General features: G+C 53.1%; 25 protein-coding genes and 1 pseudogene. 9 read left to right on the top strand and 17 right to left on the bottom strand.

What is annotated here, in order from left to right:
* Positions 1–475: 475 nt before the first annotated feature.
* From hypF to hycA, 13 genes are all read right to left on the bottom strand, one after another.
* On the bottom strand, positions 476–2,728 hold the full coding sequence (gene hypF, locus C7B16_RS13860; RefSeq protein WP_107179827.1) for a carbamoyltransferase HypF: 2,253 nt from the start codon (positions 2,726–2,728) through the stop codon (positions 476–478).
* Positions 2,729–2,879: 151 nt separating this feature from the next.
* A complete protein-coding gene (gene hydN, locus C7B16_RS13855) occupies positions 2,880–3,407 on the bottom strand; it encodes an electron transport protein HydN (RefSeq protein ID WP_001078778.1) in 528 nt (175 codons plus the stop codon).
* Entirely contained in the window at positions 3,385–3,693 is a 309-nt protein-coding gene (locus C7B16_RS13850) for a hypothetical protein (protein WP_133115474.1), read from the bottom strand. The genes hydN and C7B16_RS13850 overlap by 23 nt, the downstream gene beginning before the upstream one ends.
* 45 nt (positions 3,694–3,738) lie before the next feature.
* Positions 3,739–4,494 carry a hypothetical protein gene (locus C7B16_RS13845; protein WP_001516942.1) on the bottom strand — a complete coding sequence of 252 codons (756 nt, stop codon included), beginning with the start codon at positions 4,492–4,494 and terminating at the stop codon, positions 3,739–3,741.
* Positions 4,495–4,536: 42 nt separating this feature from the next.
* Positions 4,537–5,007 (bottom strand): hydrogenase maturation peptidase HycI, encoded by a 471-nt coding sequence (hycI, locus tag C7B16_RS13840; protein WP_000132959.1) that lies wholly within the window; start codon positions 5,005–5,007, stop codon positions 4,537–4,539.
* A complete protein-coding gene (gene hycH / locus C7B16_RS13835; RefSeq protein ID WP_001291934.1) occupies positions 5,000–5,410 on the bottom strand; it encodes a formate hydrogenlyase assembly protein HycH in 411 nt (136 codons plus the stop codon). Before hycH ends, hycI begins: the two co-directional genes overlap by 8 nt.
* A complete protein-coding gene (gene hycG, locus C7B16_RS13830; protein WP_000067394.1) occupies positions 5,407–6,174 on the bottom strand; it encodes a formate hydrogenlyase subunit HycG in 768 nt (255 codons plus the stop codon). The genes hycH and hycG overlap by 4 nt, the downstream gene beginning before the upstream one ends.
* A complete protein-coding gene (hycF, locus tag C7B16_RS13825) occupies positions 6,174–6,716 on the bottom strand; it encodes a formate hydrogenlyase subunit HycF (RefSeq protein ID WP_000493799.1) in 543 nt (180 codons plus the stop codon). Before hycF ends, hycG begins: the two co-directional genes overlap by 1 nt.
* 9 nt (positions 6,717–6,725) lie before the next feature.
* Positions 6,726–8,435: a formate hydrogenlyase subunit HycE gene (gene hycE, locus C7B16_RS13820; RefSeq protein ID WP_001288146.1), complete on the bottom strand. Its 1,710-nt coding sequence runs from the start codon at positions 8,433–8,435 to the stop codon at positions 6,726–6,728.
* A 17-nt stretch (positions 8,436–8,452) separates the two neighbouring features.
* Positions 8,453–9,376: a formate hydrogenlyase subunit HycD gene (gene hycD / locus C7B16_RS13815; protein ID WP_107179825.1), complete on the bottom strand. Its 924-nt coding sequence runs from the start codon at positions 9,374–9,376 to the stop codon at positions 8,453–8,455.
* Positions 9,377–9,378: 2 nt separating this feature from the next.
* Positions 9,379–11,205 (bottom strand): formate hydrogenlyase subunit 3, encoded by a 1,827-nt coding sequence (hycC, locus tag C7B16_RS13810; protein WP_001274366.1) that lies wholly within the window; start codon positions 11,203–11,205, stop codon positions 9,379–9,381.
* Positions 11,202–11,813 (bottom strand): formate hydrogenlyase subunit HycB, encoded by a 612-nt coding sequence (gene hycB / locus C7B16_RS13805; RefSeq protein WP_001079169.1) that lies wholly within the window; start codon positions 11,811–11,813, stop codon positions 11,202–11,204. Before hycB ends, hycC begins: the two co-directional genes overlap by 4 nt.
* 124 nt (positions 11,814–11,937) lie before the next feature.
* Positions 11,938–12,399 (bottom strand): formate hydrogenlyase regulator HycA, encoded by a 462-nt coding sequence (hycA, locus tag C7B16_RS13800; protein WP_107179824.1) that lies wholly within the window; start codon positions 12,397–12,399, stop codon positions 11,938–11,940.
* A gap of 212 nt (positions 12,400–12,611) precedes the next feature.
* Here hycA and hypA point away from each other — a divergent pair, with 212 nt between their 5' ends.
* The 7 genes from hypA (at position 12,612) to C7B16_RS13765 (ending at position 18,854) form a co-directional block, all read left to right on the top strand.
* On the top strand, positions 12,612–12,962 hold the full coding sequence (gene hypA, locus C7B16_RS13795; RefSeq protein ID WP_001516945.1) for a hydrogenase maturation nickel metallochaperone HypA: 351 nt from the start codon (positions 12,612–12,614) through the stop codon (positions 12,960–12,962).
* A gap of 3 nt (positions 12,963–12,965) precedes the next feature.
* Complete coding sequence (hypB, locus tag C7B16_RS13790; protein WP_000337678.1) at positions 12,966–13,838, top strand: hydrogenase nickel incorporation protein HypB; 873 nt, start codon at positions 12,966–12,968, stop codon at positions 13,836–13,838.
* Entirely contained in the window at positions 13,829–14,101 is a 273-nt protein-coding gene (gene hypC, locus C7B16_RS13785) for a hydrogenase 3 maturation protein HypC (RefSeq protein ID WP_000334875.1), read from the top strand. The genes hypB and hypC overlap by 10 nt, the downstream gene beginning before the upstream one ends.
* The gene (hypD, locus tag C7B16_RS13780) at positions 14,101–15,222 is read left to right on the top strand and encodes a hydrogenase formation protein HypD (protein WP_107179823.1); all 1,122 of its coding nucleotides are present in this window, start codon (positions 14,101–14,103) and stop codon (positions 15,220–15,222) included. Before hypC ends, hypD begins: the two co-directional genes overlap by 1 nt.
* Entirely contained in the window at positions 15,219–16,229 is a 1,011-nt protein-coding gene (gene hypE, locus C7B16_RS13775; protein ID WP_001059917.1) for a hydrogenase maturation carbamoyl dehydratase HypE, read from the top strand. The genes hypD and hypE overlap by 4 nt, the downstream gene beginning before the upstream one ends.
* Before the next feature lie 73 nt (positions 16,230–16,302).
* Positions 16,303–18,381 carry a formate hydrogenlyase transcriptional activator FlhA gene (flhA, locus tag C7B16_RS13770; protein ID WP_038355668.1) on the top strand — a complete coding sequence of 693 codons (2,079 nt, stop codon included), beginning with the start codon at positions 16,303–16,305 and terminating at the stop codon, positions 18,379–18,381.
* A gap of 44 nt (positions 18,382–18,425) precedes the next feature.
* Positions 18,426–18,854 carry a TOBE domain-containing protein gene (locus tag C7B16_RS13765; protein WP_001516948.1) on the top strand — a complete coding sequence of 143 codons (429 nt, stop codon included), beginning with the start codon at positions 18,426–18,428 and terminating at the stop codon, positions 18,852–18,854.
* A gap of 40 nt (positions 18,855–18,894) precedes the next feature.
* On the opposite strand, the gene C7B16_RS13760 is transcribed toward C7B16_RS13765, so the two are convergent.
* On the bottom strand, positions 18,895–19,239 hold the full coding sequence (locus tag C7B16_RS13760; protein ID WP_000015482.1) for a nitrous oxide-stimulated promoter family protein: 345 nt from the start codon (positions 19,237–19,239) through the stop codon (positions 18,895–18,897).
* A 31-nt stretch (positions 19,240–19,270) separates the two neighbouring features.
* Positions 19,271–19,440, bottom strand: a pseudogene (locus C7B16_RS24810) (hypothetical protein).
* Positions 19,441–19,515: 75 nt separating this feature from the next.
* Here C7B16_RS24810 and mutS point away from each other — a divergent pair.
* Positions 19,516–22,077: a DNA mismatch repair protein MutS gene (gene mutS, locus C7B16_RS13755; protein WP_000110913.1), complete on the top strand. Its 2,562-nt coding sequence runs from the start codon at positions 19,516–19,518 to the stop codon at positions 22,075–22,077.
* Positions 22,078–22,118: 41 nt separating this feature from the next.
* Here mutS and C7B16_RS13750 read toward each other — a convergent pair whose 3' ends face one another.
* Complete coding sequence (locus C7B16_RS13750; protein WP_258182554.1) at positions 22,119–22,511, bottom strand: hypothetical protein; 393 nt, start codon at positions 22,509–22,511, stop codon at positions 22,119–22,121.
* A gap of 232 nt (positions 22,512–22,743) precedes the next feature.
* Between C7B16_RS13750 and pphB the strand changes: the two genes are divergently transcribed.
* Positions 22,744–23,400, top strand: coding sequence for a protein-serine/threonine phosphatase (gene pphB, locus C7B16_RS13745; RefSeq protein ID WP_105269982.1), 657 nt, complete (start codon positions 22,744–22,746; stop codon positions 23,398–23,400).
* Between the two features lie 50 nt (positions 23,401–23,450).
* Here the strand turns inward: pphB and ygbI are convergent, their stop codons facing one another.
* Positions 23,451–24,218: a DNA-binding transcriptional repressor YgbI gene (ygbI, locus tag C7B16_RS13740; RefSeq protein WP_001516952.1), complete on the bottom strand. Its 768-nt coding sequence runs from the start codon at positions 24,216–24,218 to the stop codon at positions 23,451–23,453.
* Positions 24,219–24,362 lie beyond the last annotated feature (144 nt).

Genomic DNA, 24,362 nt, shown 5'->3' with positions numbered 1-24,362 from the left:
TATCCGACCTACAGAGAGCGTATATGTTGGTCACATAATGCGTTCATGACGCATCCGCCTACTGTGCCCAAAATGCCGGATGCGACGCTGGCGCGTCTTATTCGACCTACGGGGAGCGTATATGTTGGTCACATAATGCGTTCATGACGCATCCGCCTACTGTGCCCAAAATGCCGGATGCGACGCTGGCGCGTCTTATTCGACCTACGGGGAGCACATGTGTAGGCCGGATAAGGCGTTTACGCCGCATCCGCCTACTGTGCCCAAAATGTCGGATGCGACGCTGGCGCGCCTTATCCGACCTACAGAGAGCGTATATGTTGGTCACATAATACGTTCATGACGCATCCGCCTACTGTGCCCAAAATGCCGGATGCGACGCTGGCGCGTCTTATTCGACCTACGGGGAGCACATGTGTAGGCCGGATAAGGCGTTTACGCCGCATCCGGCAATGGTGTCCAAATGCAACACGTTTTATCCGTTCTGGACTTCTTCCGCCAGCCAGCGAGCCGCAGCAATAACCCCCTGCCCCAGAGATAATCCACCATCACCCGCAGGTAAACTCTGCGGGAAAAGCAATGTGAAATCAGCGAGATAATGCGCCAGACGTGCACGCAGCAGGCGGTTATGAATAACCCCGCCGCTGAATACCAGCGTAGTGATACCGCGCATCGTAGCCTGCTCGCGCATCAACTCGGCAAACCCCTGCGCCAGCGCATCATGAAACGCCCACGCCCGTTGATTAACCGGAGCTTGCCAGTTCAGCCACTGCCGCCAGAAAATGGCGAGATCCAGGTGATTATTGACCAACGGCATTGTCACCGGATGCTTCACGCCGTGGCATGAAGACGCCAGCGCCTCCAGCGTACAAGCCGCTTCCCCTTCATAACTTAACGTGGCTGGCGCACAGCCCAGCGCCGCCGCCACGGCATCGAACAAACGCCCGCACGATGACGCCAGCGGCGCGTTAATGCCTCGTTCAATGGCCCGCGCCAGCACGCTCCAGTTTTGCTGTTGCACACTTACCGTTTCAGGATAATTCTGCCACTCCGGCACAAAGCGCAGGCACTGCGCCAGCAGGTTACGCCACGGCTGCTTTGCGGCAAGATCACCACCAGGAAGCGCCACTGCAGGCAAGCCGCCCAGGCGCTCGCATTCACGATAGTTCACCCGCAGGCACTCGCCGCCCCACAAAGCGCCGTTCTCGCCCATACCGATACCGTCAAGCGTCAAAGCAATGACATCACCGCCATCCAGCGGCCAGTTATGCTCCGCCAGACACGCCGCCGCATGAGCATGATGATGCAACACCGTTTGCGTCGGCAGATTCATTTCACTCGCCCACTGGCTGGAGACATAGCCCGGATGCGCGTCATGCACAACACATTGCGGGGTGAAATCGTAGATGTTCTGCATCAGGCGTAACGCTTCGCGCCACTGCATCTGGATACCATCGTCGCTTAAATCGCCCAGATGCTGACTCAACACGGCTTGTTCACCGCGCACCAGGCTGAAGGTGTTTTTCAGATCTGCGCCAAGACACAGCATCGGCGGCACATTTTTAAAACCCGGCGGCAAAGCCAGCGCATCCGGTACATAGCCACGCGAACGGCGCAACATTTCGCCACTTTCGCGCACTACCGAGTCATCCATCCGCTGCACAATATCGCGGTTATGCAACAAGAATCCGTCGGCAATGTCCTGCAAATCCTCCAGCGCCTGTTCATTGCTGATAGCCGGAGGTTTGCCACTCAGGTTGCCGGAGGTCATCACCAGCGGGCATTGCAGTTCCTGCAACAACAAATGTTGCAGTGGATTCGCAGGCAACATCACCCCAACTTCGTTAAGGCATGGGGCAATATCGTCACAAAGTTCGGGAACGTATTTTTTATCCACCAGCACAATCGGCGCGGCAGGCGTGGTGAGCAACTGACGGACAGCCTCTGGTAGGTTTTCTACCGTTGGCAACATAACCGCCAGCGGTTTCGCCGGGCGATGTTTGCACGCTCGTAGTGTTGCTATCGCGTCACTGTTACGTGCATCACAGGCGAGATGAAATCCGCCAATCCCTTTGATGGCGACGATTTTTCCCGCTTTTAACTGTGCTATAGCAGCCTGTAAAGCAGCCTCTTGTTTGGCATGTACATCATTACTTACCCATTCAAGATGCGGACCACATTCCGGGCAAGCCACCGGCTGGGCATGGAAGCGACGATCGAGCGGGTCGCGGTATTCTTTGTCACAGGCCGGACATAACGGAAACGCTGCCATCACGGTAAATGGGCGGTCATAAGGCATCGCGCGAATAATGGTGAAACGCGGGCCGCAGTGGGTACAGTTGATAAACGGATAACGATAACGCCGTTCGCCCAGGGTATTCATTTCAGCAAGACAGGCAGGGCACGTGGCGGCATCCGGAACAATTTGCGTATTCATGGTGCCGCCTGTGCTCTGGCGGATAGTGAACTCAGTGGGCAGTTGTGACCAGATAAACGGCTCACGCTCAACGCTATCAATACGCGCCAGCGGCGGGCAGTGTTGATGCAATTGAACAAGAAACGTTTGCGGATCTTCCAGCAGCCGGACTTCCACGCCATCGCCGTCATTACAGACATCGCCGTGAAGATTTAATTGCTGTGCCAGTTGCCAGACAAACGGACGAAAACCAACGCCCTGCACTTTGCCACGAATACGCAGTTGAACACCGCAAGATGTGTTTTTTGCCATTGAGTTATTCCCGCCATCATGAATCCATAACCCACCCTACCGGATGCGACAGCATCGCATCCGGTAGTCACAGGTCAGCAATATCGCCCGCTCCGTATTCTACGAATATTTCGGGGAATTCCTTTGATGCCAGAATAGTTATGTAAGATTTTTAGAACATCATCGCCGTGCGGCGGCGTTTTTCTGCGCTCAGTTGCTCAAGTTTATTACGATCGACACAAATCAGCGCATGCGTCGGGCACGCAGCCATACACGCAGGGCCGTCTTCACGGTGGTTACACAGATCGCATTTATTGGCTTCGGCTTTATCGGCACGTACATTCAGCCCCGCGCCGCTGTTGCGAATCACCGGACGCACCACCACTTCCATCGCGCCGTACGGGCAAGCCACAACGCAGGTTTTGCAACCAATGCAGCGTTCCTGCATGACATGAACAAACCCTTTATCACGGCTGATAGCACCATTCGGGCAGACATTAGCGCACGGAGCATCTTCACACTGACGACAAACAGTAGCAGTGGAAATGTTCACACCTTTAATGACATGGATACGCGGTAAAAAAGTTTCCGGAGTCAGCGAAGCGCAATCCTGATTTTCCTGATGAGAAACCACGCATGCTACTTCACAGGTACGGCAACCAATACATTTACTCGCGTCAGCAATGATGAAACGGTTCATCAAATTCTCCAGCAATGACAGTTAATGCGCCGATACATTCATAAATCATGCCAGTTTTTAATTTGCTGTTATATAAGGAAAATAATTTTCTGGGGCCGACAAAAACACTGTCATCGACACTAGTGACGATGACATGTGATGACGGTAAGGCAATGAGAGAATCGCAGTGAATCAATTTTCTGATGAATGTTTTATCGTCGCCAGTATAAAAAAGTGATTGCCAGTAATGGTGAAGATTTAGATTAGGCAACCCTGCCGGATGCAGCTTACACGTCGCACGAACCATCCAGGCCCGATAAACGTAGCACATCAGGCAATTTAGCGTTTGCTGTCAGAGCTGATTCACCCCATCAAGCACATCCCCCTTTATCAAACAACGCTGCGTCAGCGCCAGATCTTCCGTTTGCGGGTCGCGCCCGGCGATGGGTTTGATGATGAGTTTACGGTTGGGGGTATAAGCAAAACGCGTGAGAGCGGGATAGCTTAACTTGCCAAACCAGCCGTGAACGCGCTGCCATTTGGCGTCTTTTACCTGATACAGACTGGTTATCCAGTAACCAGAATCAAACTGCATATCCAGCAATTGCGTGTGACCATTGCCTTGCAAATCCAGCAAATCATCTACGCCAGTTTTGCTTGCGGTGTAAAAACCATCGACCTGGAAAACACACGGGCGACCTTGCTGATTAAAGGTCATCAGGATCAAAAACGAGGAAGGCGCCAGCCCGTTTCCCGAAACGCCTCGCCAGATAACCAAATCCTGAATGCCATTACGATCGAGGTCAGCACGGTAAAATTGCGCATTACCCGCCATATTTTGCAGCACACCCACAGGCACAAACCAGGATTTACCAGCGCGGTCTTTAGCGGTTAATTGCCAGTAATCCTCTTCATTTGGCATCTTCTCAAGCGTCACGCCAGCAACGCCCACTTTTCTAAAATGCCAGTTTTGATCGGTAAAATAAGGCATGGTCAGGAGAGATTTCAGCGCACGCTTTTGCGCGTATTCGCTGTCACTCATCGGCAGATATTCGGTAAAGCTGGTGGCCTGCGCAGGCAGCACAAAGCCCAATAAAAAAGCGCACATCCCTGTCCTGATTTTCAATTCCCTGAATTCCTTAACGAAGAACTACTCTTCTTCCGCCGCTAACTGCGCAAATCCGCCGTTTCCTTCCCAGCCTTCCAGCCGTTGATAAACGGTTTCCACCGCATCTTTAATCGGCTGGGTCATCGGGTAGTAAAAGCCGACGATATCCGGCTGGATGCCGAGGAAAATCACTTCGCCAATATCTTCTTTCAATTGGTCGATAAGGTAATTCAACGGCATGTTATGGGTCGTCATCATAAACATCTCAGCGATGTCATCCGGGTCGATGATGCGGATCTCGCCGGGGTTTAGCCCCATATCAGTGGCGTCGACAATCAGCAGTCGTGTCGGGCGCAGCTCGCGGATGGCGACAATGTCGTTTTCCGGTGCGCTACCGCCGTCAATCACCACCCAGTTACCTTTCGGCGCGGCGGCGCACTTTTCTGCCAGCAACGGGCCCGCGCCATCATCGCCCATCATGCTATTGCCAACACAAAGTAAAACGTCAGTCACGCAATCTCCTCACCATCAAATAGATGGCGTTTTCCTGATGAATATCATGCAGCATACTTAACAGCATTGTACTCCATTCCTTCTGCTGCGAAGTTTGCGCTGCCCGGGCTTTATCGAATGCATTGGCCAGCATCGGCACATGGTTAATGTCGATGACGATCTCACCGTATTTCGGCACGCCTTCCATTTTTCGGCGGGCTTCGCTGCCCGCCTCCAGTGTCGCAATCCATGCCAGGTATTCATCCCACGGGCAGGTAAGCGCCGCTTCCAGGCAATCGATAACCCCAAGGTGGTGACCAATCGCCAGGCTGTAATAGACCACCTGCTGCGCCTCAGAAGGCGTGGCATCGTTCTCATCAATAAATTTACGGCTCAGTTGACTGAACACCACCTTTTCACTCATCGGATACGCGCCTCTTCAACAACATGATTCAGATGGCTGACAATCTCGTTCAGACGCGGATCGTTTTCCGCCTCCAGCCAGCGTGCAACCTGCTCTTCGCCCTGCCCTAACTGCGTCAGGAAATCATCAGCAATCTGGCGACCGTAACGGTAACCCGCCAGGCGGCGCGCTTCGCGATCCACTTTTACGCGCAGCGGCTGCACCATTTCCGGGTGCAGGATTTCTGCCGGTTGTTCATCCAGTTCGCCGGGGCCACGGGCGTGGATTTTCTGTTCCAGCAAACCGAGCGCCATCGCAAAGCCGTACAGCGTGGCGGCAGGCGTTGGCGGGCAACCCGGAATGTAGACATCCACCGGGACGATTTTATCTGTACCGCCCCACACGCAGTAGAGATCGTGAAAAATGCCGCCGCTGTTACCGCAGGCACCGTAGGAGATACAGATTTTCGGGTCCGGCGCGGACTGCCACGCACGCAGCGCAGGGGATCGCATTGCACGGGTGACCGCGCCGGTAAATAGCAAAATATCCGCATGACGCGGGGACGGAACGACTTTAATGCCGAAGCGTTCTGCATCGAACAGCGGCGAAAGCGTGGCAAAAATTTCGATTTCACAGCCGTTACAGCCGCCACAGTCCACGCGGTAAACGTAGGCAGAACGTTTGATTTTTTTCAGTAACGACGCCTTCATGCTGGCGATGGATTCATCCACCGTCATCGGGACCGGAATGCCGTTGGCGTCACGGGGGCCTAATAAATTGCTCATCAGATGGCCTCTTTCATATGGCGAGTCAGTTCAATACGGTCGGACGGCACCAGGCATTTCTGGCGCTTACATTCCGGGCAAGTCTCAAAGCTTTCGCGGTGGTTTTCCGCGCGGCTGTCGCCGTTGTGCTTAAGCAGCGCAATGGCGTAGTCGATCTCTTTCTGTACGGCGAAAGGACGATTGCAGACGCGGCAGTTGCACAGCGCGAAACGGGACTGTTGCAGGAAGTCTTCTTTCTTCCACACTGCCAGTTCGTACTCTTGCGACAGTTTAATCGCCGCTGTCGGGCAGACTTCTTCGCAGCGGCCACAGAAGATGCAACGACCAAGATTGAACTGCCACGCCAGCTCACCAGTGGCGAGGTCGGTTTCAACCGTTAAGGCGTTTGACGGGCAGGCATTGACACAGGCCGCACAGCCGATGCACTGCTGCGGGTTCTGCTCTGGCTTACCACGGAAGTTTTTATCAACCGCAATCGGCTCCAGCGGATAAGACGAGGTCGCCGTGCCGGTTTTGATGACTTTTTTGATAAAGGTAAACATGGCGATTCCTTATTTCAGCGGCGAGTTTTTACGCTCAATGCTGTAGCGCTCAAGTTCTTTGTACGGCACCACTTTGCTCTTCTTCTTACGCACATCGACCACGGTCATGCGGTCGGTACAGGAGTAGCAAGGGTCGAGGCTACCGATAATCAGCGGTGCATCAGAAACGGTGTTGCCACGCAGCATATAGCGTAGAGTCGGCCAGTTAGCGTAGGTTGCCGCGCGGCAGCGCCAGCGGTACAGCTTCTGGTTGTCACCGGTCATGCTCCAGTGAATATCATCACCACGCGGCGCTTCGGCAAAGCCCAACGCAAAACGGTGTGGAATATAGGTGAATCCTTCCACCGCCAGCGGGCCACCTGGCAAGTTATCCAGGCCGTAGTCGATCATATTGAGCGAAGTAAAGACTTCGTTGATACGCACTTTCAGGCGCGAAATAACGTCACAACCCTGTTCGCTGTGTACTTCCATCGGCAGCAAGCCATAACCAACAAACGGGTGATCGGCACGGGTATCACGAGCGTGGCCGCTGGCGCGAACCATCGGCCCAACGTTACTGAAGTCGCGGGCGATTTCTGGATCAAGACGACCAATTCCGACGGTGCGCTGTTCCATGTTTGGCGTACTCAGCAGCACATCCACCAGTTCCCGCACTTCACGACGCATTTGCTGCGCCAGTTGGCGGGTCTGGATCATGTCATCTTTCAGTAGATCGCGGCGAATCCCGCCGATCAAGTTCAGACCGTAAGTTTTACGCGCCCCGGTGAGGATCTCCGCCATTTTCATGGAGGATTCGCGCACGCGGAAGAACTGCATAAAGCCGGAGTCAAAGCCAGTAAAGTGGCAGGCAAGGCCGAGGTTGAGCAGATGCGAGTGCAGACGTTCCACTTCCAGCAGAATGGCGCGGATCATCTGCGCACGCTCTGGTACCTGAATGCCCATCGCGTTTTCCACCGACGTGGTGTAGGCGGTGCTGTGGGCGAAGCCGCAGATCCCGCAAACACGGTCAGAGAGGAACGTCACTTCGTTATAACCCATGCGGGTTTCCGCCAGTTTTTCCATGCCACGATGGACGTAGAACAGGCGGTAGTCGGCGTCGATAATGTTTTCGCCATCGACGAACAGACGGAAGTGCCCCGGTTCGTCAGAAGTGACATGTAGCGGACCAATCGGTACAACGTTATTTTTCTTATCACCCAGTTCGTTGATGAACTCGTAGGTTTCAGCATCGGTGGTCGGTGCCGGACGCTGACGATAATCCATGCTGTCTTTACGCAGCGGGTAGAGTTCATCCGGCCAGTCATCCGGCAGCACCAGACGACGTTCATCCGGCAGGCCAACCGGAATCAAACCGTACATATCGCGCACTTCACGCTCGCCCCACACCGCCGCCGGAACGCGCGGCGTCACGGACGGATATTCTGGTTTGTTGGCGTCAACTTCGACACGCACGGTTATCCAGCACCTGGTGCCCTTCTCCATCGACAGCACGTAGTAAACGGCATAATGGCCATTCAGTTTGCGCTCGTCGTTACCAAACAGCACCGACAGCCAGCCACCCTGTTTGTAGTAGAGAAACTCCACCACTTCCGGCAGGTAGTTCACCTTTACGGTAACGGTAAGCTGATCTTTGGTCTGCCAGGCGTGGTCCAGCACGACGCCCGGAAATGCCTCATTCAGCGCGGCGAGATAATGTTGACCTAATTTTTCTTCAGACATGCTCAAACTCTCTTTAATCACGCCGCCAGCAAGGAGACGAACGCTAAAAATGCAAAACCAAAACCAGCCCAGGTCATGCGCGGAGTAATATCAAGACGCAGACGGGCCATGCTGTTTTCGAATAGCGCGATAACCAGTACACCGACCACCAGTTTGACGATGGCAATCACCAATGCCAGCAGCAGCCCACCGGCGGTGAAGATTTCCATTTGTCCCCACGGGATAAACACCCCGACGAACATCTGCAACACCACCAGTTGTTTCAGGCTGATACCCCATTTCATTACGCCAAAGCCGCTACCGCTGTATTCAGAGAGCGGCCCTTCCTGCAACTCCTGCTCGGCTTCCGCCAGGTCGAACGGCAGTTTGCCCATTTCGATAAAGGTGGCGAATGCACAGGCGCAGAGCGCCAGCACCAGTGGAATACTTTGGCTCAGCGGCCAGTGATAAACGGTGTCGGTGATGTTGCTGATGTTGGTGGAACCGGCAACCTGTGCGGCGACCCACAGCCCAAGCAGCAGCATCGGCTCAACCAGCACACCCAGCATCGCTTCACGGCTCGCGCCGATAGCGGTAAACGGGCTACCGGTATCCAGACCGGAAATGGCAAAGAAGAAACGCGCGATAGCGAAGAGATACAGTAAGGTGATCAAATCACCCAGTTGCGGCAGCGGAGAACCGACGGTCACTACCGGTAACGCAGTGGCGATAGTCAGCATGACGCCCACCATCACATACGGCGTCAGGCGAAACACCCAGCCAGAGGCATCCGGGCCAACGCTCTGGCGACCCAGCAGTTTGATAATGTCGCGATACTCCTGCAGCACGCCTGGTCCGCGACGGTTATGCAGACGGGCGCGCGCCACGCGGGTAATACCGGAGAGCAGCGGCGCAACGGCAAATAACACCAGCGCCTGAATTAACGGATACAAAACACTCATTCTCAGGCTCCTCGTGAAACAATAATCACCACCAGTACCGCCAGTTCAACCAGCGCCATCCGGCGGAACAGCAACGCACTTCCCTCGCTCTGCCAGCCCGGCACCAGCGACACCGGATTCAGCACTTTGCGCAGTTTCAGCACCGGCGCAAACGCCTGTTTCACCGGCATGGCAAAACCGTGAGCAGTAATCACCATTGATTTTTCGTGGTCATAGCCACACACCCATGCCGCGCCACGGGAACGTGACGGCAGACGGTCGCCTTTGCAAATCGCCATAATGATGAATGGCAGCAGCGGGCAGGCAATCAGCAGCAACGTGATCATCGGTTGAGAAACGGTGGTGTTAGCAGGCTCCAGCGGCAGAGGTACAGCAGCAGACAGCATCGGCAGCAGCCACGGCGCAGCAACACCGCCAATCACGCAGCAAATCGCCAGTGCCACCACACTTACGCTCATCAGGATCGGCGCACAGGTGGCGTTTTCAGCTTCTTTGGTACGCGGTGCGCCGAGGAAGGTTACGCCATAGACTTTCGCCATACACATCACCGCCAGCGCACCGGTAATTGCCAGACCCACAGCGAGCAGCGGCCCCAGCAGACGGGCAACAAACGCGCCGCTATTGCTCAGTTTGAAGAAGGATTGATAGATAACCCATTCACCGGCAAACCCGTTCAGCGGCGGCAGCGCCGCCATTGCCATCAGCCCGACTAACATGGCGATGGAGATAACCGGCATTTTCTTGCCAATTCCGCCCAGTTTTTCGATATCGCGATGACCAGTACGGAACCAGACGCTACCCGCGCCGAGGAACAGTACGCTTTTGAACAGGCTATGGTTAAGCAGATGGTACAGACCACCGACCAGGCCAAGGGCAATCAGCGCCGGTTGTTCAAGCGCGATACCCGTTACACCAGCGCCCAGCCCCAGCAGGATAATGCCGATATTTTCCAGCGTGTGGTAAGCCAGCAGACGCTGGATATTGTGCTCCATCAGTGCATACAGACCGCCGACGAACGCGGTGATCATGCCGAGCACCAGCAGCGCAATCCCCCACCACAGCGGCGCGTTACCCCCCAGCAGCGACAGAGTTAAAATACCCAGCAGGCCTATTTTCATCACTACCGTGGAAAACAGCGCTGCCGCTGGCGCAGAGGCGTTGGCATGAGCCTGCGGCACCCAACCATGCAGTGGGATAATCCCGGCCAGCAGGCCAAAGCCAATCACGCCAAGCAGCCAGATATCGGAACCGAGCGGCAGTTGTTGCACGCGCATATCCAACAGGCGCAAATCCAGCGTGCCATAACGCTGCCACACCAGCCAGCAAGCGATCGCCAGCAGCAAAGTGCCAAGACGCCCCAGCGCAAACCACAGTTTGCCCTCTTTGCTATTACTGGTGAGGAACACCGCGCACAGGGCCATGATTTCAGCCATTACCACGAACATGCCCAGGTTACTGGCGATGACAGCGCACACGGCGGCAGCCATCAACATATTGATCTGCAAGCCGTTGCATTTCACCTGCGCATGGCGATGCCAGTCAATGTTGTAGAGGCTGACAAACAGGCCGCACAGACCAAGGGTAATCAGCCAAATCGCGTTAAGCGGGGAAATTTGGATATCAAAACTCACCAGCGACAGCGCACCGCTCACGCCGACCGCGCCAGTCAGCACGGTGAACCCTGCAGCAGCCGTGTACAGGCTACCGACCGCGCCGCCAATCCCGGCAATCCAGCCACTTAGCGCCTTATGAAAAGAAAAGAGAAATGCCAGAACAGCGGCGGCGGCAAACCACGCCACGCCGCTATTGATCAGTGAAATTGCGCTCATTTAGCCTCTCCACTTTGAGCCTGCTGAAACAAGGTGAGATCGCCAAAGTCCGTGTTAAAAGTCAGCTCACGCTTACGCTTGCTGACGCGGGCGATATCGGTGTTATCCACCAGATGCAGGGCTTTGGTCGGGCACATCCGCACGCAGGCCGGACCTTGTTCATCAAAACTACAGAGGTCACATTTGACGGCGATTGCGCGAATACCCGGCACCCAGTCAAGCAACGTGCTGACACGCGCCGGAGCAGGCGGTGCCGGTGGCGCTTTCGCGGTATTGGCGTTTGCCGGAATATCCAGCGGACGGCTGCCGGAAAATTCGATTGCGCCAAACGGACAGGCAATGCCGCACAGTTTGCAGCTTACGCACAGACTTTCATTAAGCTGGACTGCGCCATCAACGCGGGTGATAGCGTTAACCGGGCAGACCACCGCACAGGGCGCATCTTCGCAGTGATGGCAAAGCTGCGGTGCAGATTCTTTATCATTCAGCATCACTCGCAGGCGCGGCATAGATTGCAGGCCGTGCTGGCGATGCGTCTCTGAACAGGCTGCTTCACAGGTGTGGCAGCCGATACAGAGCGTGGAGTCAGCAATTACAAAACGATTCACCAGGCATTCCTCAGGTGATTGTCATTTTTGACGAAAACATGCCGATGAAATGTCATTTTCGACACTCATCGACACGCCCATCCCCAAACAGGCATGACGCCTGCAACACAGGCAAAGCCTCAGCTCATGCTGCCGAGCTTTGTCCCTTTACCAGTTGGCTTAAATTCACCGGGGTATTTTTTTCAATGGCGGTGTATAAGCTGTCGTAAACGCCAGCGATTTTTTCGAGATAGTGTTCCAGCACTTGTTCGCGATTGCGGATGTTGACCTTGCCATCAATCATGCCGTCAATGCCCAACTGAGCCTGTGCAATCTGCTGTTTATCTTCGCCGTCTTTCGTTTCAACGTAGTACTCGATGGTGTGGCTGTTAAAACCATCCCCGAGGGTGACGTAAATTCGAAAATGCTCAAAAAGAACGAAACAGAGTTCTTTATCTGGCGCGCAGCTCATAGCGTGATGCAAACGCGCTTTTGATAACGTGATCCCCTGAACCAGCGAATTGCAGTAAATATGCCACTGGTCCTGTAGGCGACGATGCCGCTGTGCGATGTAATCGGCTTTCTCGCTTATTTCCCAAATAGTCATTGTCAGGTTACCCGTTTAACAGAGATGCCTGCCCTCAAGCATTTTTTGTGCCAATTTTTAACCCATTGTTATTTAAGTATTTTTTATGATTCCACTGAATTTCGACGCCGTGTCGACGTGTCATTTCGACATCATCGACATTATTCACCGCAGCGATAATCAACGCTGGCACAATTATTGCTTATAGCTGGCAATAGTTAATGGGAGGCGATATGCACGAAATAACCCTCTGCCAACGGGCACTGGAATTGATCGAACAGCAGGCCGCAAAGCATGGCGCAAAACGCGTAACTGGGGTCTGGCTCAAAATTGGCGCATTTTCTTGTGTCGAAACCAGCTCTCTTGCCTTTTGTTTTGATCTGGTTTGCCGCGGCAGCGTGGCGGAAGGTTGTAAACTGCACCTCGAAGAACAAGAGGCCGAATGCTGGTGTGAAACATGCCAACAGTATGTGACGCTACTGACCCAGCGCGTCCGCCGCTGTCCACAGTGTCATGGTGACATGCTGCGCATTGTGGCAGACGACGGTTTACAGATTCGGCGGATAGAAATAGACCAGGAGTGAGCGATGTGTACAACATGCGGTTGCGGTGAAGGCAACCTGTATATCGAGGGTGATGAACATAACCCTCATTCCGCGTTTCGTAGCGCGCCTTTTGCCCCGGCAGCACGCCCGAAAATGAAAATCACCGGCATTAAAGCGCCTGAATTTACCCCCAGCCAGACTGAAGAAGGCGACCTGCATTACGGTCACGGAGAAGCAGGCACTCACGCGCCGGGCATGAGCCAGCGTCGGATGCTGGAAGTGGAAATTGACGTGCTGGACAAAAATAACCGTCTGGCTGAACGCAATCGCGCACGCTTTGCTGCCCGCAACCAACTGGTGCTCAACCTGGTTTCCAGCCCTGGTTCCGGTAAAACCACGCTGCTGACCGAAACCTTAATGCGCCTGAAAGATAGCGTTCCGTGTGCGGTTATCGAAGGTGACCAGCAGACAGTTAACGACGCCGCGCGCATTCGCGCTACCGGCACACCGGCAATTCAGGTAAACACCGGTAAAGGCTGCCATCTAGACGCACAGATGATTGCCGACGCCGCACCGCGTCTGCCATTAGACGATAACGGTATTCTGTTTATCGAAAACGTTGGCAATCTTGTATGCCCGGCCAGCTTCGATCTCGGTGAAAAACACAAAGTGGCGGTGCTCTCGGTCACTGAGGGTGAAGATAAGCCTCTGAAATATCCGCATATGTTTGCCGCTGCCTCGCTGATGTTGCTCAACAAAGTTGATCTGCTGCCGTATCTCAATTTCGACGTTGAGAAATGCATCGCCTGCGCCCGCGAAGTCAATCCAGAAATTGAAATCATCCTGATTTCCGCCACCAGCGGCGAAGGGATGGACCAGTGGTTGAACTGGCTGGAGACACAGCGATGTGCATAGGCGTTCCCGGCCAGATTCGCACCATTGACGGCAACCAGGCGAAGGTCGACATCTGCGGCATTCAACGCGATGTCGATTTAACGTTAGTCGGCAGTTGCGATGAAAACGGTCAGCCACGCGTGGGTCAGTGGGTACTGGTTCACGTTGGCTTTGCCATGAGCGTAATTAATGAAGCCGAAGCGCGCGACACCCTCGACGCCTTACAAAATATGTTTGACGTTGAGCCGGATGTCGGCGCGCTGTTGTATGGCGAGGAAAAATAATGCGTTTTGTTGATGAATATCGCGCGCCGGAACAGGTGATGCAGTTAATTGAACATCTGCGCGAACGTGCTTCACATCTCTCTTACACCGCCGAGCGCCCACTGCACATTATGGAAGTATGCGGCGGCCATACCCACGCCATCTTTAAATTCGGTCTCGACCAGTTGCTGCCGGAAAACGTTGAGTTTATCCACGGCCCGGGTTGCCCGGTGTGCGTACTGCCAATGGGCAGAATCGACACTTGCGTAGAAATTGCCAGCCATCCGGAAGTCATCTTCTGTACCTTTGGTGACGCCATGCGCGTACCCGGTAAACAGGGGTCGCTGCTACAGGCAAAAGCGCGCGGTGCCGATGTGCGTATTGTCTACTCACCAATGGATGCGTTGAAACTGGCGCAGGAGAACCCAACCCGCAAAGTGGTGTTCTTCGGCTTAGGGTTTGAAACCACCATGCCGACCACCGCCATCACTCTGCAACAGGCGAAAGCCCGCGATGTGCAGAACTTTTACTTCTTCTGCCAGCACATTACGCTGATCCCGACTCTGCGCAGTTTGCTGGAACAACCCGACAATGGCATTGATGCGTTCCTCGCGCCGGGCCACGTCAGTATGGTTATCGGCACCGACGCCTATAATTTTATCGCCAGCGATTTTCATCGTCCGCTGGTGGTCGCTGGATTCGAACCACTTGATCTACTACAAGGCGTAGTGATGCTGGTAGAGCAGAAAATAGCGGCTCACAGCAAGGTAGAGAATCAGTATCGCCGGGTAGTACCTGATGCCGGTAATCTGCTGGCGCAACAGGCGATTGCTGATGTGTTCTGCGTTAACGGTGACAGCGAATGGCGCGGACTGGGCGTGATTGAATCTTCTGGCGTGCACCTGACGCCGGACTATCAGCGGTTTGACGCTGAAGCGCATTTCCGCCCGGCTCCGCAGCAGGTTTGCGATGATCCGCGCGCGCGCTGTGGCGAAGTATTGACGGGCAAATGTAAGCCGCATCAATGCCCGTTATTTGGGAACACCTGTAATCCTCAAACCGCGTTCGGTGCGCTGATGGTTTCCTCCGAAGGAGCCTGTGCAGCGTGGTATCAGTATCGTCAGCAGGAGAGTGAAGCGTGAATAATATCCAACTCGCCCACGGCAGCGGCGGCCAGGCGATGCAGCAATTAATCAATAGCCTGTTTATGGAAGCTTTTGCCAATCCGTGGCTGGCGGAACAGGAAGATCAGGCACGTCTTGACCTGGCGCAACTGGTGGCGGAAGGCGACCGTCTGGCCTTCTCCACCGACAGCTACGTCATTGACCCGCTATTCTTCCCTGGTGGCAATATTGGCAAGCTGGCGATTTGTGGTACGGCGAATGACGTTGCGGTCAGCGGCGCAATTCCACGTTATCTCTCCTGTGGTTTTATCCTTGAAGAAGGGTTGCCGATGGAGACGCTAAAAGCGGTCGTCACCAGCATGGCAGAAACCGCCCGCGCGGCTGGCATTGCCATTGTGACTGGCGATACCAAAGTGGTACAACGCGGTGCTGCAGACAAATTGTTTATCAACACCGCAGGAATGGGCGCAATCCCGGCGAATATTCACTGGGGCGCACAAACTCTGACCGCAGGCGATGTATTGCTGGTTAGCGGTACGCTCGGTGACCACGGTGCAACTATCCTTAACCTGCGTGAGCAACTGGGGCTGGATGGCGAACTGGTCAGCGACTGTGCAGTGCTGACGCCTCTGATTCAGACACTGCGTGACATTCCCGGCGTGAAGGCGCTGCGCGATGCCACCCGCGGTGGAGTGAACGCGGTGGTTCATGAATTCGCGGCAGCCTGCGGTTGCGGTATTGAACTTTCAGAAGCTGCACTGCCGGTTAAACCTGCCGTGCGCGGGGTTTGCGAACTGCTGGGACTGGATGCCCTCAACTTTGCCAACGAAGGCAAGCTGGTGATCGCCGTAGAGCGTAACGCGGCAGAGCAAGTGTTGGCGGCGCTGCATTCCCATCCACTGGGACAGGATGCTGCGTTAATTGGCGAAGTGGTGGAACGTAAAGGTGTTCGTCTTGCAGGGCTTTATGGTGTGAAACGAACTCTCGATCTACCACACGCCGAACCGCTGCCTCGTATATGCTAATAAAAATCTAAAGCTCCTTTAATTTGTCATTTACCTTTTGCACCGCTTAGCGGTGCTTTCCTGGAAGAACAACATGTCGTATACACCGATGAGTGATCTCGGGCAACAAGGGTTGTTCGACATCACTCGGACACTATTGCAGCAGCCCGATCTGGCCTCGCTGTGTGAGGCTCTTTCGCAACTGGTAAAGCGTTCTGCGCTCGCTGACAACGCGGCGATTGTGTTGTGGCAAGCGCAGACTCAACGTGCGACTTATTACGCGTCGCGTGACAAAGAAACCCCAATAAAATATGAAGACGAAACCGTTCTGGCGCATGGGCCGGTGCGCAGCATTTTGTCGCGTCCTGATACGCTGCATTGCAGCTACGAAGAATTTTGTGAAACCTGGCCACAACTGGCCACAAGCGGTTTATATCCCAAATTTGGTCACTATTGCCTGATGCCACAGGCAGCGGAAGGGCATATTTTTGGTGGCTGTGAATTTATTCGTTATGACGATCGCCCGTGGAGCGAAAAAGAGTTCAATCGCCTGCAAACATTTACGCAGATTGTTTCTGTTGTCACCGAGCAAATTCAGAGCCGCGTCATCAACAACGTCGACTACGAACTGTTATGTCGGGAACGGGATAACTTCCGCATTCTGGTCGCCATCACCAATGCGGTACTCTCCCGCCTGGACATGGACGAACTGGTCAGCGAAGTGGCGAAAGAGATCCACTACTACTTCGATATCGACGATATCAGTATCGTCTTACGCAGTCATCGTAAAAACAAACTCAACGTTTACTCCACTCATTATCTTGATAAACAGCATCCCACTCACGAACAGAGTGAAGTTGATGAGGCCGGAACCCTCACCGAGCGCGTATTTAAAAGCAAAGAGATGCTGCTGATTAATCTCCACGAACGAGATGATTTAGCCCCCTACGAACGCATGCTGTTCGACACCTGGGGAAACCAGATCCAGACGTTGTGCCTGCTACCATTGATGTCTGGTAATACCATGCTGGGCGTATTGAAACTGGCACAGTGTGAAGAGAAAACCTTTACCACCACCAACCTGAGTTTACTGCGCCAGATTGCCGAACGTGTGGCGATTGCCGTGGATAATGCTCTTGCCTACCAGGAAATCCACCGTCTGAAAGAGCGGCTGGTTGATGAAAACCTCGCCCTGACAGAACAACTCAACAATGTGGATAGTGAATTTGGCGAGATTATTGGTCGCAGCGAAGCCATGTATAGCGTGCTCAAACAGGTTGAGATGGTGGCGCAAAGCGACAGCACCGTACTCATTCTTGGTGAAACTGGCACAGGAAAAGAGCTGATAGCCCGCGCAATTCACAATCTGAGTGAGCGAAACGGTCGTCGAATGGTGAAAATGAACTGCGCCGCCATGCCTGCCGGATTGCTGGAAAGCGATCTGTTTGGTCATGAGCGTGGCGCCTTTACTGGTGCCAGCACCCAGCGCATCGGTCGTTTTGAACTGGCGGATAAAAGCTCGCTGTTCCTCGATGAAGTGGGTGATATGCCGCTGGAGTTACAGCCGAAGCTACTGCGCGTGTTGCAGGAACAGGAGTTTGAACGCCTCGGCAGCAACAAAATTATTCAGACGGACGTGCGTTTAATCGCCGCGACTAACCGCGATCTGAAAAAAATGGTCGCTGACCGTGAGTTCCGTAGCGATCTCTATTACCGCCTGAATGTCTTCCCGATTCATCTGCCACCGCTACGCGAGCGTCCGGAAGATATTCCGCTGTTGGCGAAAGCCTTCACCTTCAAAATAGCCCGCCGTCTGGGGCGCAATATTGACAGTATTCCAGCCGAGACTCTGCGCATATTGAGCAACATGGAATGGCCGGGTAACGTCCGCGAACTGGAAAATGTCATTGAGCGCGCGGTGCTGCTGACTCGCGGTAACGTTCTACAACTCTCTTTACCCGATATCTCACTACCGGAACCTGAAACGCCGCCTGCCGCGACGGTCGTCGCCCAGGAAGGTGAAGATGAATATCAACTGATTGTCCGTGTACTGAAAGAGACCAATGGTGTAGTCGCGGGGCCGAAAGGAGCTGCACAACGTCTGGGGCTAAAACGCACCACCCTGCTGTCACGGATGAAACGGCTGGGAATTGATAAAGCGGCATTGGTTTGACAGATTTAGTTATACTCAGTCAACATTCAATGAAAGGAGGCAGTATGGCAGTTTCAGCAAGAAATCAATTAACCGGAACCGTTAGCGCAGTAGCAATGGGCGCGGTGAATGATGAAGTAGAACTGACGCTGGCAGGTGGCGCTAAGCTGGTGGCGATTGTGACCCACAGCAGTCAGCAAGCCCTGGGGCTGGCAAAAGGGAAAGAAGCGATTGCCCTGATTAAAGCCCCGTGGGTAACGCTGGCAACGGAAGACTGTGGACTGAAATTCTCCGCTCGCAACCAGTTTGCTGGCAGCGTGTCGAAAATCACCGAAGGCGCAGTGAATGCCACTGTCCATATCAAAACGGATGCGGGTTTTGAAATTGTGGCGGTGGTAACAAATGAAAGCCAGGATGAGATGAAACTCACCGCTGGCTCGCGCGTTATTGCGTTGATCAAGGCATCAGCAATCCTGATTGCGACCAAAGCGTAAGCGCCGTATTTGCCGGGGAATATAAACTCCTCCGGCAAATTTATTTCTTCGGGCGATATTTTTCTGGCAGTTCCGGCACCGGACGCTTGTCATCAATCAGATGACGCACGGTTAAGATCGGATGACGCCACAGCATTCGCGGCCCCGCCCAACGCATAATCTGCTTCATCTCTTCACGTTTCGCAGGCTGATAACAGTGCACCGGACACTGCTTACAGGCCGGTTTCTCTTCGCCAAACACACATTTATCCAGCCGTTTTTGCGCATAAGCAAACAACGCCTCGTAATGCTCCGGCTCCGCTGACGCCTGCGGGCATTTCGCTTGATAAAGATCGATCATTTTTTTAATCGTCAGTTTTTCACGAGAGATACGCTTGCCGGACATGCTGCCTCCACACTCTTAAGGTGCATTTATATTACAACTTAATTTTAAAGGGGACTATGGCTCTGAAGGAGGAGGTTTCTTCAACCAACGCAATGTTTTCATAATCAACACGCAAAAGCTGCAAAACAGCATCTTTCCCGGAACCAGCATCAAGAACTCACCGTTCGCGTCTTCCCCTGAAATGATTAACTCCGGTATCATGTGCGCCTTATGTGATTACAACGAAAATAAAAACCATCACACCACATTTAACATCAGGGAACCGGACCTAACTCCATGAGTGTAATAGAAAATTTCGAAGCCCATACGCCTATGATGCAGCAGTATCTCAAGCTGAAAGCACAGCATCCGGAGATCCTGCTGTTCTACCGGATGGGTGACTTTTACGAGCTGTTTTATGACGACGCGAAACGGGCGTCGCAACTGCTGGATATTTCGCTGACTAAACGTGGCGCTTCCGCGGGTGAGCCAATCCCGATGGCAGGTATCCCCTATCACGCGGTAGAAAACTATCTTGCCAAACTGGTAAATCAGGGCGAATCCGTCGCTATTTGTGAACAGATTGGCGATCCGGCGACCAGCAAAGGGCCCGTTGAGCGCAAAGTTGTCCGTATCGTCACGCCGGGTACTATCAGCGATGAAGCCCTGTTGCAGGAGCGCCAGGACAACCTGCTGGCGGCTATCTGGCAGGACAGTAAAGGTTTCGGTTACGCGACGCTGGATATCAGTTCCGGGCGTTTTCGTCTGAGCGAACCGGCTGACCGCGAAACGATGGCAGCAGAACTGCAACGCACCAATCCGGCGGAACTGCTGTACGCAGAAGATTTTGCTGAAATGTCGTTAATTGAAGGTCGTCGCGGCCTGCGCCGTCGCCCGCTGTGGGAGTTTGAAATCGACACCGCGCGCCAGCAGTTAAACCTGCAATTTGGCACGCGCGATCTGGTAGGTTTTGGTGTTGAAAATGCGTCACGCGGTCTTTGTGCCGCTGGTTGCCTGTTGCAGTATGCAAAAGATACCCAGCGCACAACCTTGCCACATATCCGCTCTATCACGATGGAACGCGAGCAGGACAGCATCATTATGGATGCTGCGACGCGCCGTAATCTGGAAATCACCCAGAATCTGGCGGGTGGCGCGGAAAATACGCTGGCTTCCGTGCTTGACTGCACCGTCACGCCGATGGGTAGCCGTATGCTGAAACGCTGGCTACATATGCCAGTGCGCGACACCCGCGTGTTGCTTGAGCGCCAGCAGACCATCGGCGCATTGCAGGATTTCACCGCCGAATTACAGCCGGTACTGCGGCAGGTGGGCGATCTGGAGCGTATTCTGGCACGACTGGCGTTACGTACCGCTCGCCCACGCGATCTTGCTCGCATGCGTCACGCCTTCCAGCAACTGCCGGAACTGCGCGCACAGTTAGAAACTGTCGATAGTGCACCGGTACAGGCGCTGCGTGAGAAAATGGGCGAATTTGCCGAACTGCGCGATCTGCTGGAGCGGGCAATCATCGACACGCCGCCGGTACTGGTGCGCGACGGTGGTGTTATCGCACCGGGCTATAACGAAGAGCTGGATGAGTGGCGCGCGCTGGCTGACGGCGCGACCGATTATCTGGAGCGTCTGGAAGTCCGCGAGCGTGAACGTACCGGCCTGGACACGCTGAAAGTTGGTTTTAACGCGGTGCACGGCTATTACATTCAAATCAGCCGTGGGCAAAGCCATCTGGCACCGATTAACTACATGCGCCGCCAGACGCTGAAAAACGCTGAACGCTACATTATTCCGGAGCTGAAAGAGTACGAAGACAAAGTCCTCACCTCAAAAGGCAAAGCACTGGCGCTGGAAAAACAGCTTTATGAAGAGTTGTTTGACCTGCTGCTGCCGCATCTGGAAGCGTTGCAACAGAGTGCGAGCGCACTGGCAGAACTCGACGTGCTGGTTAACCTGGCAGAACGTGCCTATACCCTGAACTACACCTGCCCGACCTTTATTGATAAACCCGGTATTCGCATTACCGAAGGTCGCCATCCGGTGGTTGAACAGGTACTGAATGAGCCGTTTATCGCTAACCCGCTGAATCTGTCGCCACAGCGCCGCATGTTGATCATTACCGGTCCGAACATGGGCGGTAAAAGTACCTATATGCGCCAGACCGCGTTGATTGCGCTGATGGCCTATATCGGCAGTTATGTACCGGCACAAAGCGTGGAAATTGGTCCGATTGACCGTATCTTCACCCGCGTCGGCGCGGCGGATGATCTGGCTTCCGGGCGTTCAACCTTTATGGTGGAAATGACCGAAACCGCCAATATTCTGCATAATGCCACCGAGTACAGTCTGGTGTTGATGGATGAGATTGGTCGCGGGACGTCCACTTACGATGGTCTGTCGCTGGCGTGGGCGTGTGCGGAAAATCTGGCGAATAAGATTAAAGCGTTGACACTGTTTGCCACCCACTATTTCGAACTGACACAGCTACCAGAGAAAATGGAAGGCGTGGCGAACGTGCATCTTGATGCACTGGAGCACGGCGACACGATTGCCTTTATGCACAGTGTGCAGGACGGCGCGGCAAGTAAGAGCTACGGTCTGGCGGTTGCTGCGCTGGCGGGCGTACCAAAAGAGGTAATCAAGCGCGCGCGGCAGAAACTGCGTGAGCTGGAGAGCATTTCACCTAATGCGGCCGCTACGCAGGTTGATGGTACGCAGATGTCTTTGCTGTCATTACCGGAAGAAACCTCGCCAGCAGTCGAAGCACTGGAAAATCTCGATCCAGATTCACTGACCCCGCGTCAGGCGCTGGAGTGGATTTATCGGTTGAAGAGTCTGGTGTAAACCTGATATTCCCGACGGCACTATGCCGTCGGGTTGATTCACTACTTTTTCATTTGCACCCGGCAATACTGAGTCACCACATCTGAAATAGAGGGATATTTCACTTTCACCTGGTAATCAGGAAATGTCGTAAATGTGATATCCTCATGATCAATAAACACGGGGGCAGTTTTCCGTGCAGCTTCTGCTAAGATCGCTTCTTGCTCTGGTGCTAACGGATAAAATACCTTTACACTGTCAGGTACAATCTCTTCTTTTATCTTCGATTTTTCATGAGTAACAATGATATCCATCTCATGGCGGACAAAGGATATTGTGGAACCATTTAAACGATAATATTGTGTCGTGTGGTAGCGTTTTTCATTTTCTACCGAGTAAATGACTTTCATTATTCCCAAAATGCTAAGTTGATATTTTTCGTTATTCTCCGTCACACTGAAATCTGTTGTACACTTAACTACATCACCTTCAGTTATAAGTTTTTCAAAACGATTTATTTCTTCTATAGAAGCAGCTTGTACATTAGATGTAAAAAACAGAAAGCTAACAGGAAAGCATAAAAATATCTAAGCATCTTAAAACATCCTTTTGTAATTTATTACTCCAAAGACTTCGACACTCTGGTCGGGTATAATAATACATTGCTATAATTTTGAGTCTATGCAAATGTCTACCACCCGCTATCAAAAAATTGATGCTCATAACTATCGCCATATATGGGCCGTTGGTGATATTCATGGTGACTATCAATTATTACAATCCCGCTTACATCAATTATCTTTTTGTCCCGAAACAGACTTACTTATTTCTACAGGCGATAATATTGATCGTGGGGCGGAGAGTCTTAACGTACTACGCCTGTTAAACCATCCCTGGTTTACCTCTGTTAAAGGCAACCACGAAGCGATGGCTCTTGATGCATTCGCGACTGGCGATGGCAATATGTGGCTGGCCAGTGGCGGTGACTGGTTTTTCGATTTAAATGATACGGAACAACAAGAGGCAATAGATCTGTTACTAAAATTCCATCACCTTCCGCATATTATTGAAATTACCAACGACATAATAAAATATGTCATCGCACATGCAGATTATCCGGGGAATGAATATCTCTTTGGCAAAGAAATAGCGGAAAGCGAATTACTCTGGCCTGTTGATCGTGTGCAGAAATCGCTTAAAGGCGAATCACAAAAAATAAACGGTGCCGACCGCTTTATCTTTGGTCATATGATGTTTGATAACATTCAGACGTTCGCTAACCAGATTTATATTGATACCGGCTCACCGAAAAGCGGACGGTTATCGTTTTATAAAATAAAGTAATCTCATGCTTCCTCTGTGAAGCATGAGTATCCCGGTTTTATTTCAGGCCATTATTCGTTTTTCGCCACCAGCAAAGAGAGATCAAGCTTCGCCAGCGTGCGGCTGGCGCTTTCCGGCAGACCGCCGTCAGTAATGATCTGATCAAACTCACTTAACGGTAACGCCAGCCATGTCGCCACCTGACCATATTTCGTGGCATCACAGACCAGAATCCGCTGGCGGCTGGCACTGGCAATCGCCCGTTTCACCGTGACTTTATCTTCCGCTGGCGTAGAGATACCCCGCACACTCCATGACGATGCAGAAATAAAAGCCTGATCAATCATCAAGCTGCGCAGCATGGTCGCGGCGGCTTCTCCGACACAGGAACGGTTTTCCCGACAAACTGCACCACCAGTGTGAATAATTGTGCAATTACTGTTGTCGAGCAAGTAGTTTGCGATAACGAAATCGTTGGTGACTACAGTGAGTGGCTCCATGTGAATCAAATGCTGTGCAATCGCTAACGTGGTCGTTCCCGCATCCAGATAGATACAACTCCCCGGCTGAACGAGACTTGCCGCCAGCTTGCCAATAGCCGCTTTTTGCGTCATTGCCAGCGCAGTTTTTACCTGGTGAGAAGGTTCATGCGCCACACGTCCCGGCGACTGGACACCTCCGGACACCAACACAACAGCGCCCTGCTGCTCCAGTTTTTGCAAATCCCGACGAATGGTCATATGTGACACATTCATTCTGTCCGTCAGTTCAGCAATACTGACAATGCCTTTTTCAGCTACCATCTCAAGGATGATTTGGCGACGCTCTACGGGTATCAACTTTTGCTCCTTCCTTTGTCCTGCGGACATTCTACGCTATTTGCCTGCGAAACGTGCGCAACGCAACTATCGCTTAGTTCACATAAAATAACACGCCATGTTAATTTTTGTGAATCAGCTCACCATATCGTTATCGCCTGGCGC

The organism is Escherichia sp. 20412-1 (genome assembly GCF_003027595.1).
Classification (GTDB): domain Bacteria; phylum Pseudomonadota; class Gammaproteobacteria; order Enterobacterales; family Enterobacteriaceae; genus Escherichia; species Escherichia marmotae.
This window is presented reverse-complemented; position numbering and strand designations above follow the sequence as displayed.

Bases quoted from the DNA above. Each gene is read 5' to 3' on its own strand.
- hypF (WP_107179827.1), bottom strand. From the start codon at position 2,728: ATGGCAAAAAACACATCTTGCGGTGTTCAACTGCGTATTCGTGGCAAA.
- hydN (WP_001078778.1), bottom strand. From the start codon at position 3,407: ATGAACCGTTTCATCATTGCTGACGCGAGTAAATGTATTGGTTGCCGT.
- C7B16_RS13850 (WP_133115474.1), bottom strand. From the start codon at position 3,693: ATGGTTCGTGCGACGTGTAAGCTGCATCCGGCAGGGTTGCCTAATCTA.
- C7B16_RS13845 (WP_001516942.1), bottom strand. From the start codon at position 4,494: ATGTGCGCTTTTTTATTGGGCTTTGTGCTGCCTGCGCAGGCCACCAGC.
- hycH (WP_001291934.1), bottom strand. From the start codon at position 5,410: ATGAGTGAAAAGGTGGTGTTCAGTCAACTGAGCCGTAAATTTATTGAT.
- hycG (WP_000067394.1), bottom strand. From the start codon at position 6,174: ATGAGCAATTTATTAGGCCCCCGTGACGCCAACGGCATTCCGGTCCCG.
- hycF (WP_000493799.1), bottom strand. From the start codon at position 6,716: ATGTTTACCTTTATCAAAAAAGTCATCAAAACCGGCACGGCGACCTCG.
- hycE (WP_001288146.1), bottom strand. From the start codon at position 8,435: ATGTCTGAAGAAAAATTAGGTCAACATTATCTCGCCGCGCTGAATGAG.
- hycD (WP_107179825.1), bottom strand. From the start codon at position 9,376: ATGAGTGTTTTGTATCCGTTAATTCAGGCGCTGGTGTTATTTGCCGTT.
- hycC (WP_001274366.1), bottom strand. From the start codon at position 11,205: ATGAGCGCAATTTCACTGATCAATAGCGGCGTGGCGTGGTTTGCCGCC.
- hycA (WP_107179824.1), bottom strand. From the start codon at position 12,399: ATGACTATTTGGGAAATAAGCGAGAAAGCCGATTACATCGCACAGCGG.
- hypA (WP_001516945.1), top strand. From the start codon at position 12,612: ATGCACGAAATAACCCTCTGCCAACGGGCACTGGAATTGATCGAACAG.
- hypB (WP_000337678.1), top strand. From the start codon at position 12,966: ATGTGTACAACATGCGGTTGCGGTGAAGGCAACCTGTATATCGAGGGT.
- hypC (WP_000334875.1), top strand. From the start codon at position 13,829: ATGTGCATAGGCGTTCCCGGCCAGATTCGCACCATTGACGGCAACCAG.
- hypD (WP_107179823.1), top strand. From the start codon at position 14,101: ATGCGTTTTGTTGATGAATATCGCGCGCCGGAACAGGTGATGCAGTTA.
- flhA (WP_038355668.1), top strand. From the start codon at position 16,303: ATGTCGTATACACCGATGAGTGATCTCGGGCAACAAGGGTTGTTCGAC.
- C7B16_RS13765 (WP_001516948.1), top strand. From the start codon at position 18,426: ATGGCAGTTTCAGCAAGAAATCAATTAACCGGAACCGTTAGCGCAGTA.
- C7B16_RS13760 (WP_000015482.1), bottom strand. From the start codon at position 19,239: ATGTCCGGCAAGCGTATCTCTCGTGAAAAACTGACGATTAAAAAAATG.
- mutS (WP_000110913.1), top strand. From the start codon at position 19,516: ATGAGTGTAATAGAAAATTTCGAAGCCCATACGCCTATGATGCAGCAG.
- pphB (WP_105269982.1), top strand. From the start codon at position 22,744: ATGTCTACCACCCGCTATCAAAAAATTGATGCTCATAACTATCGCCAT.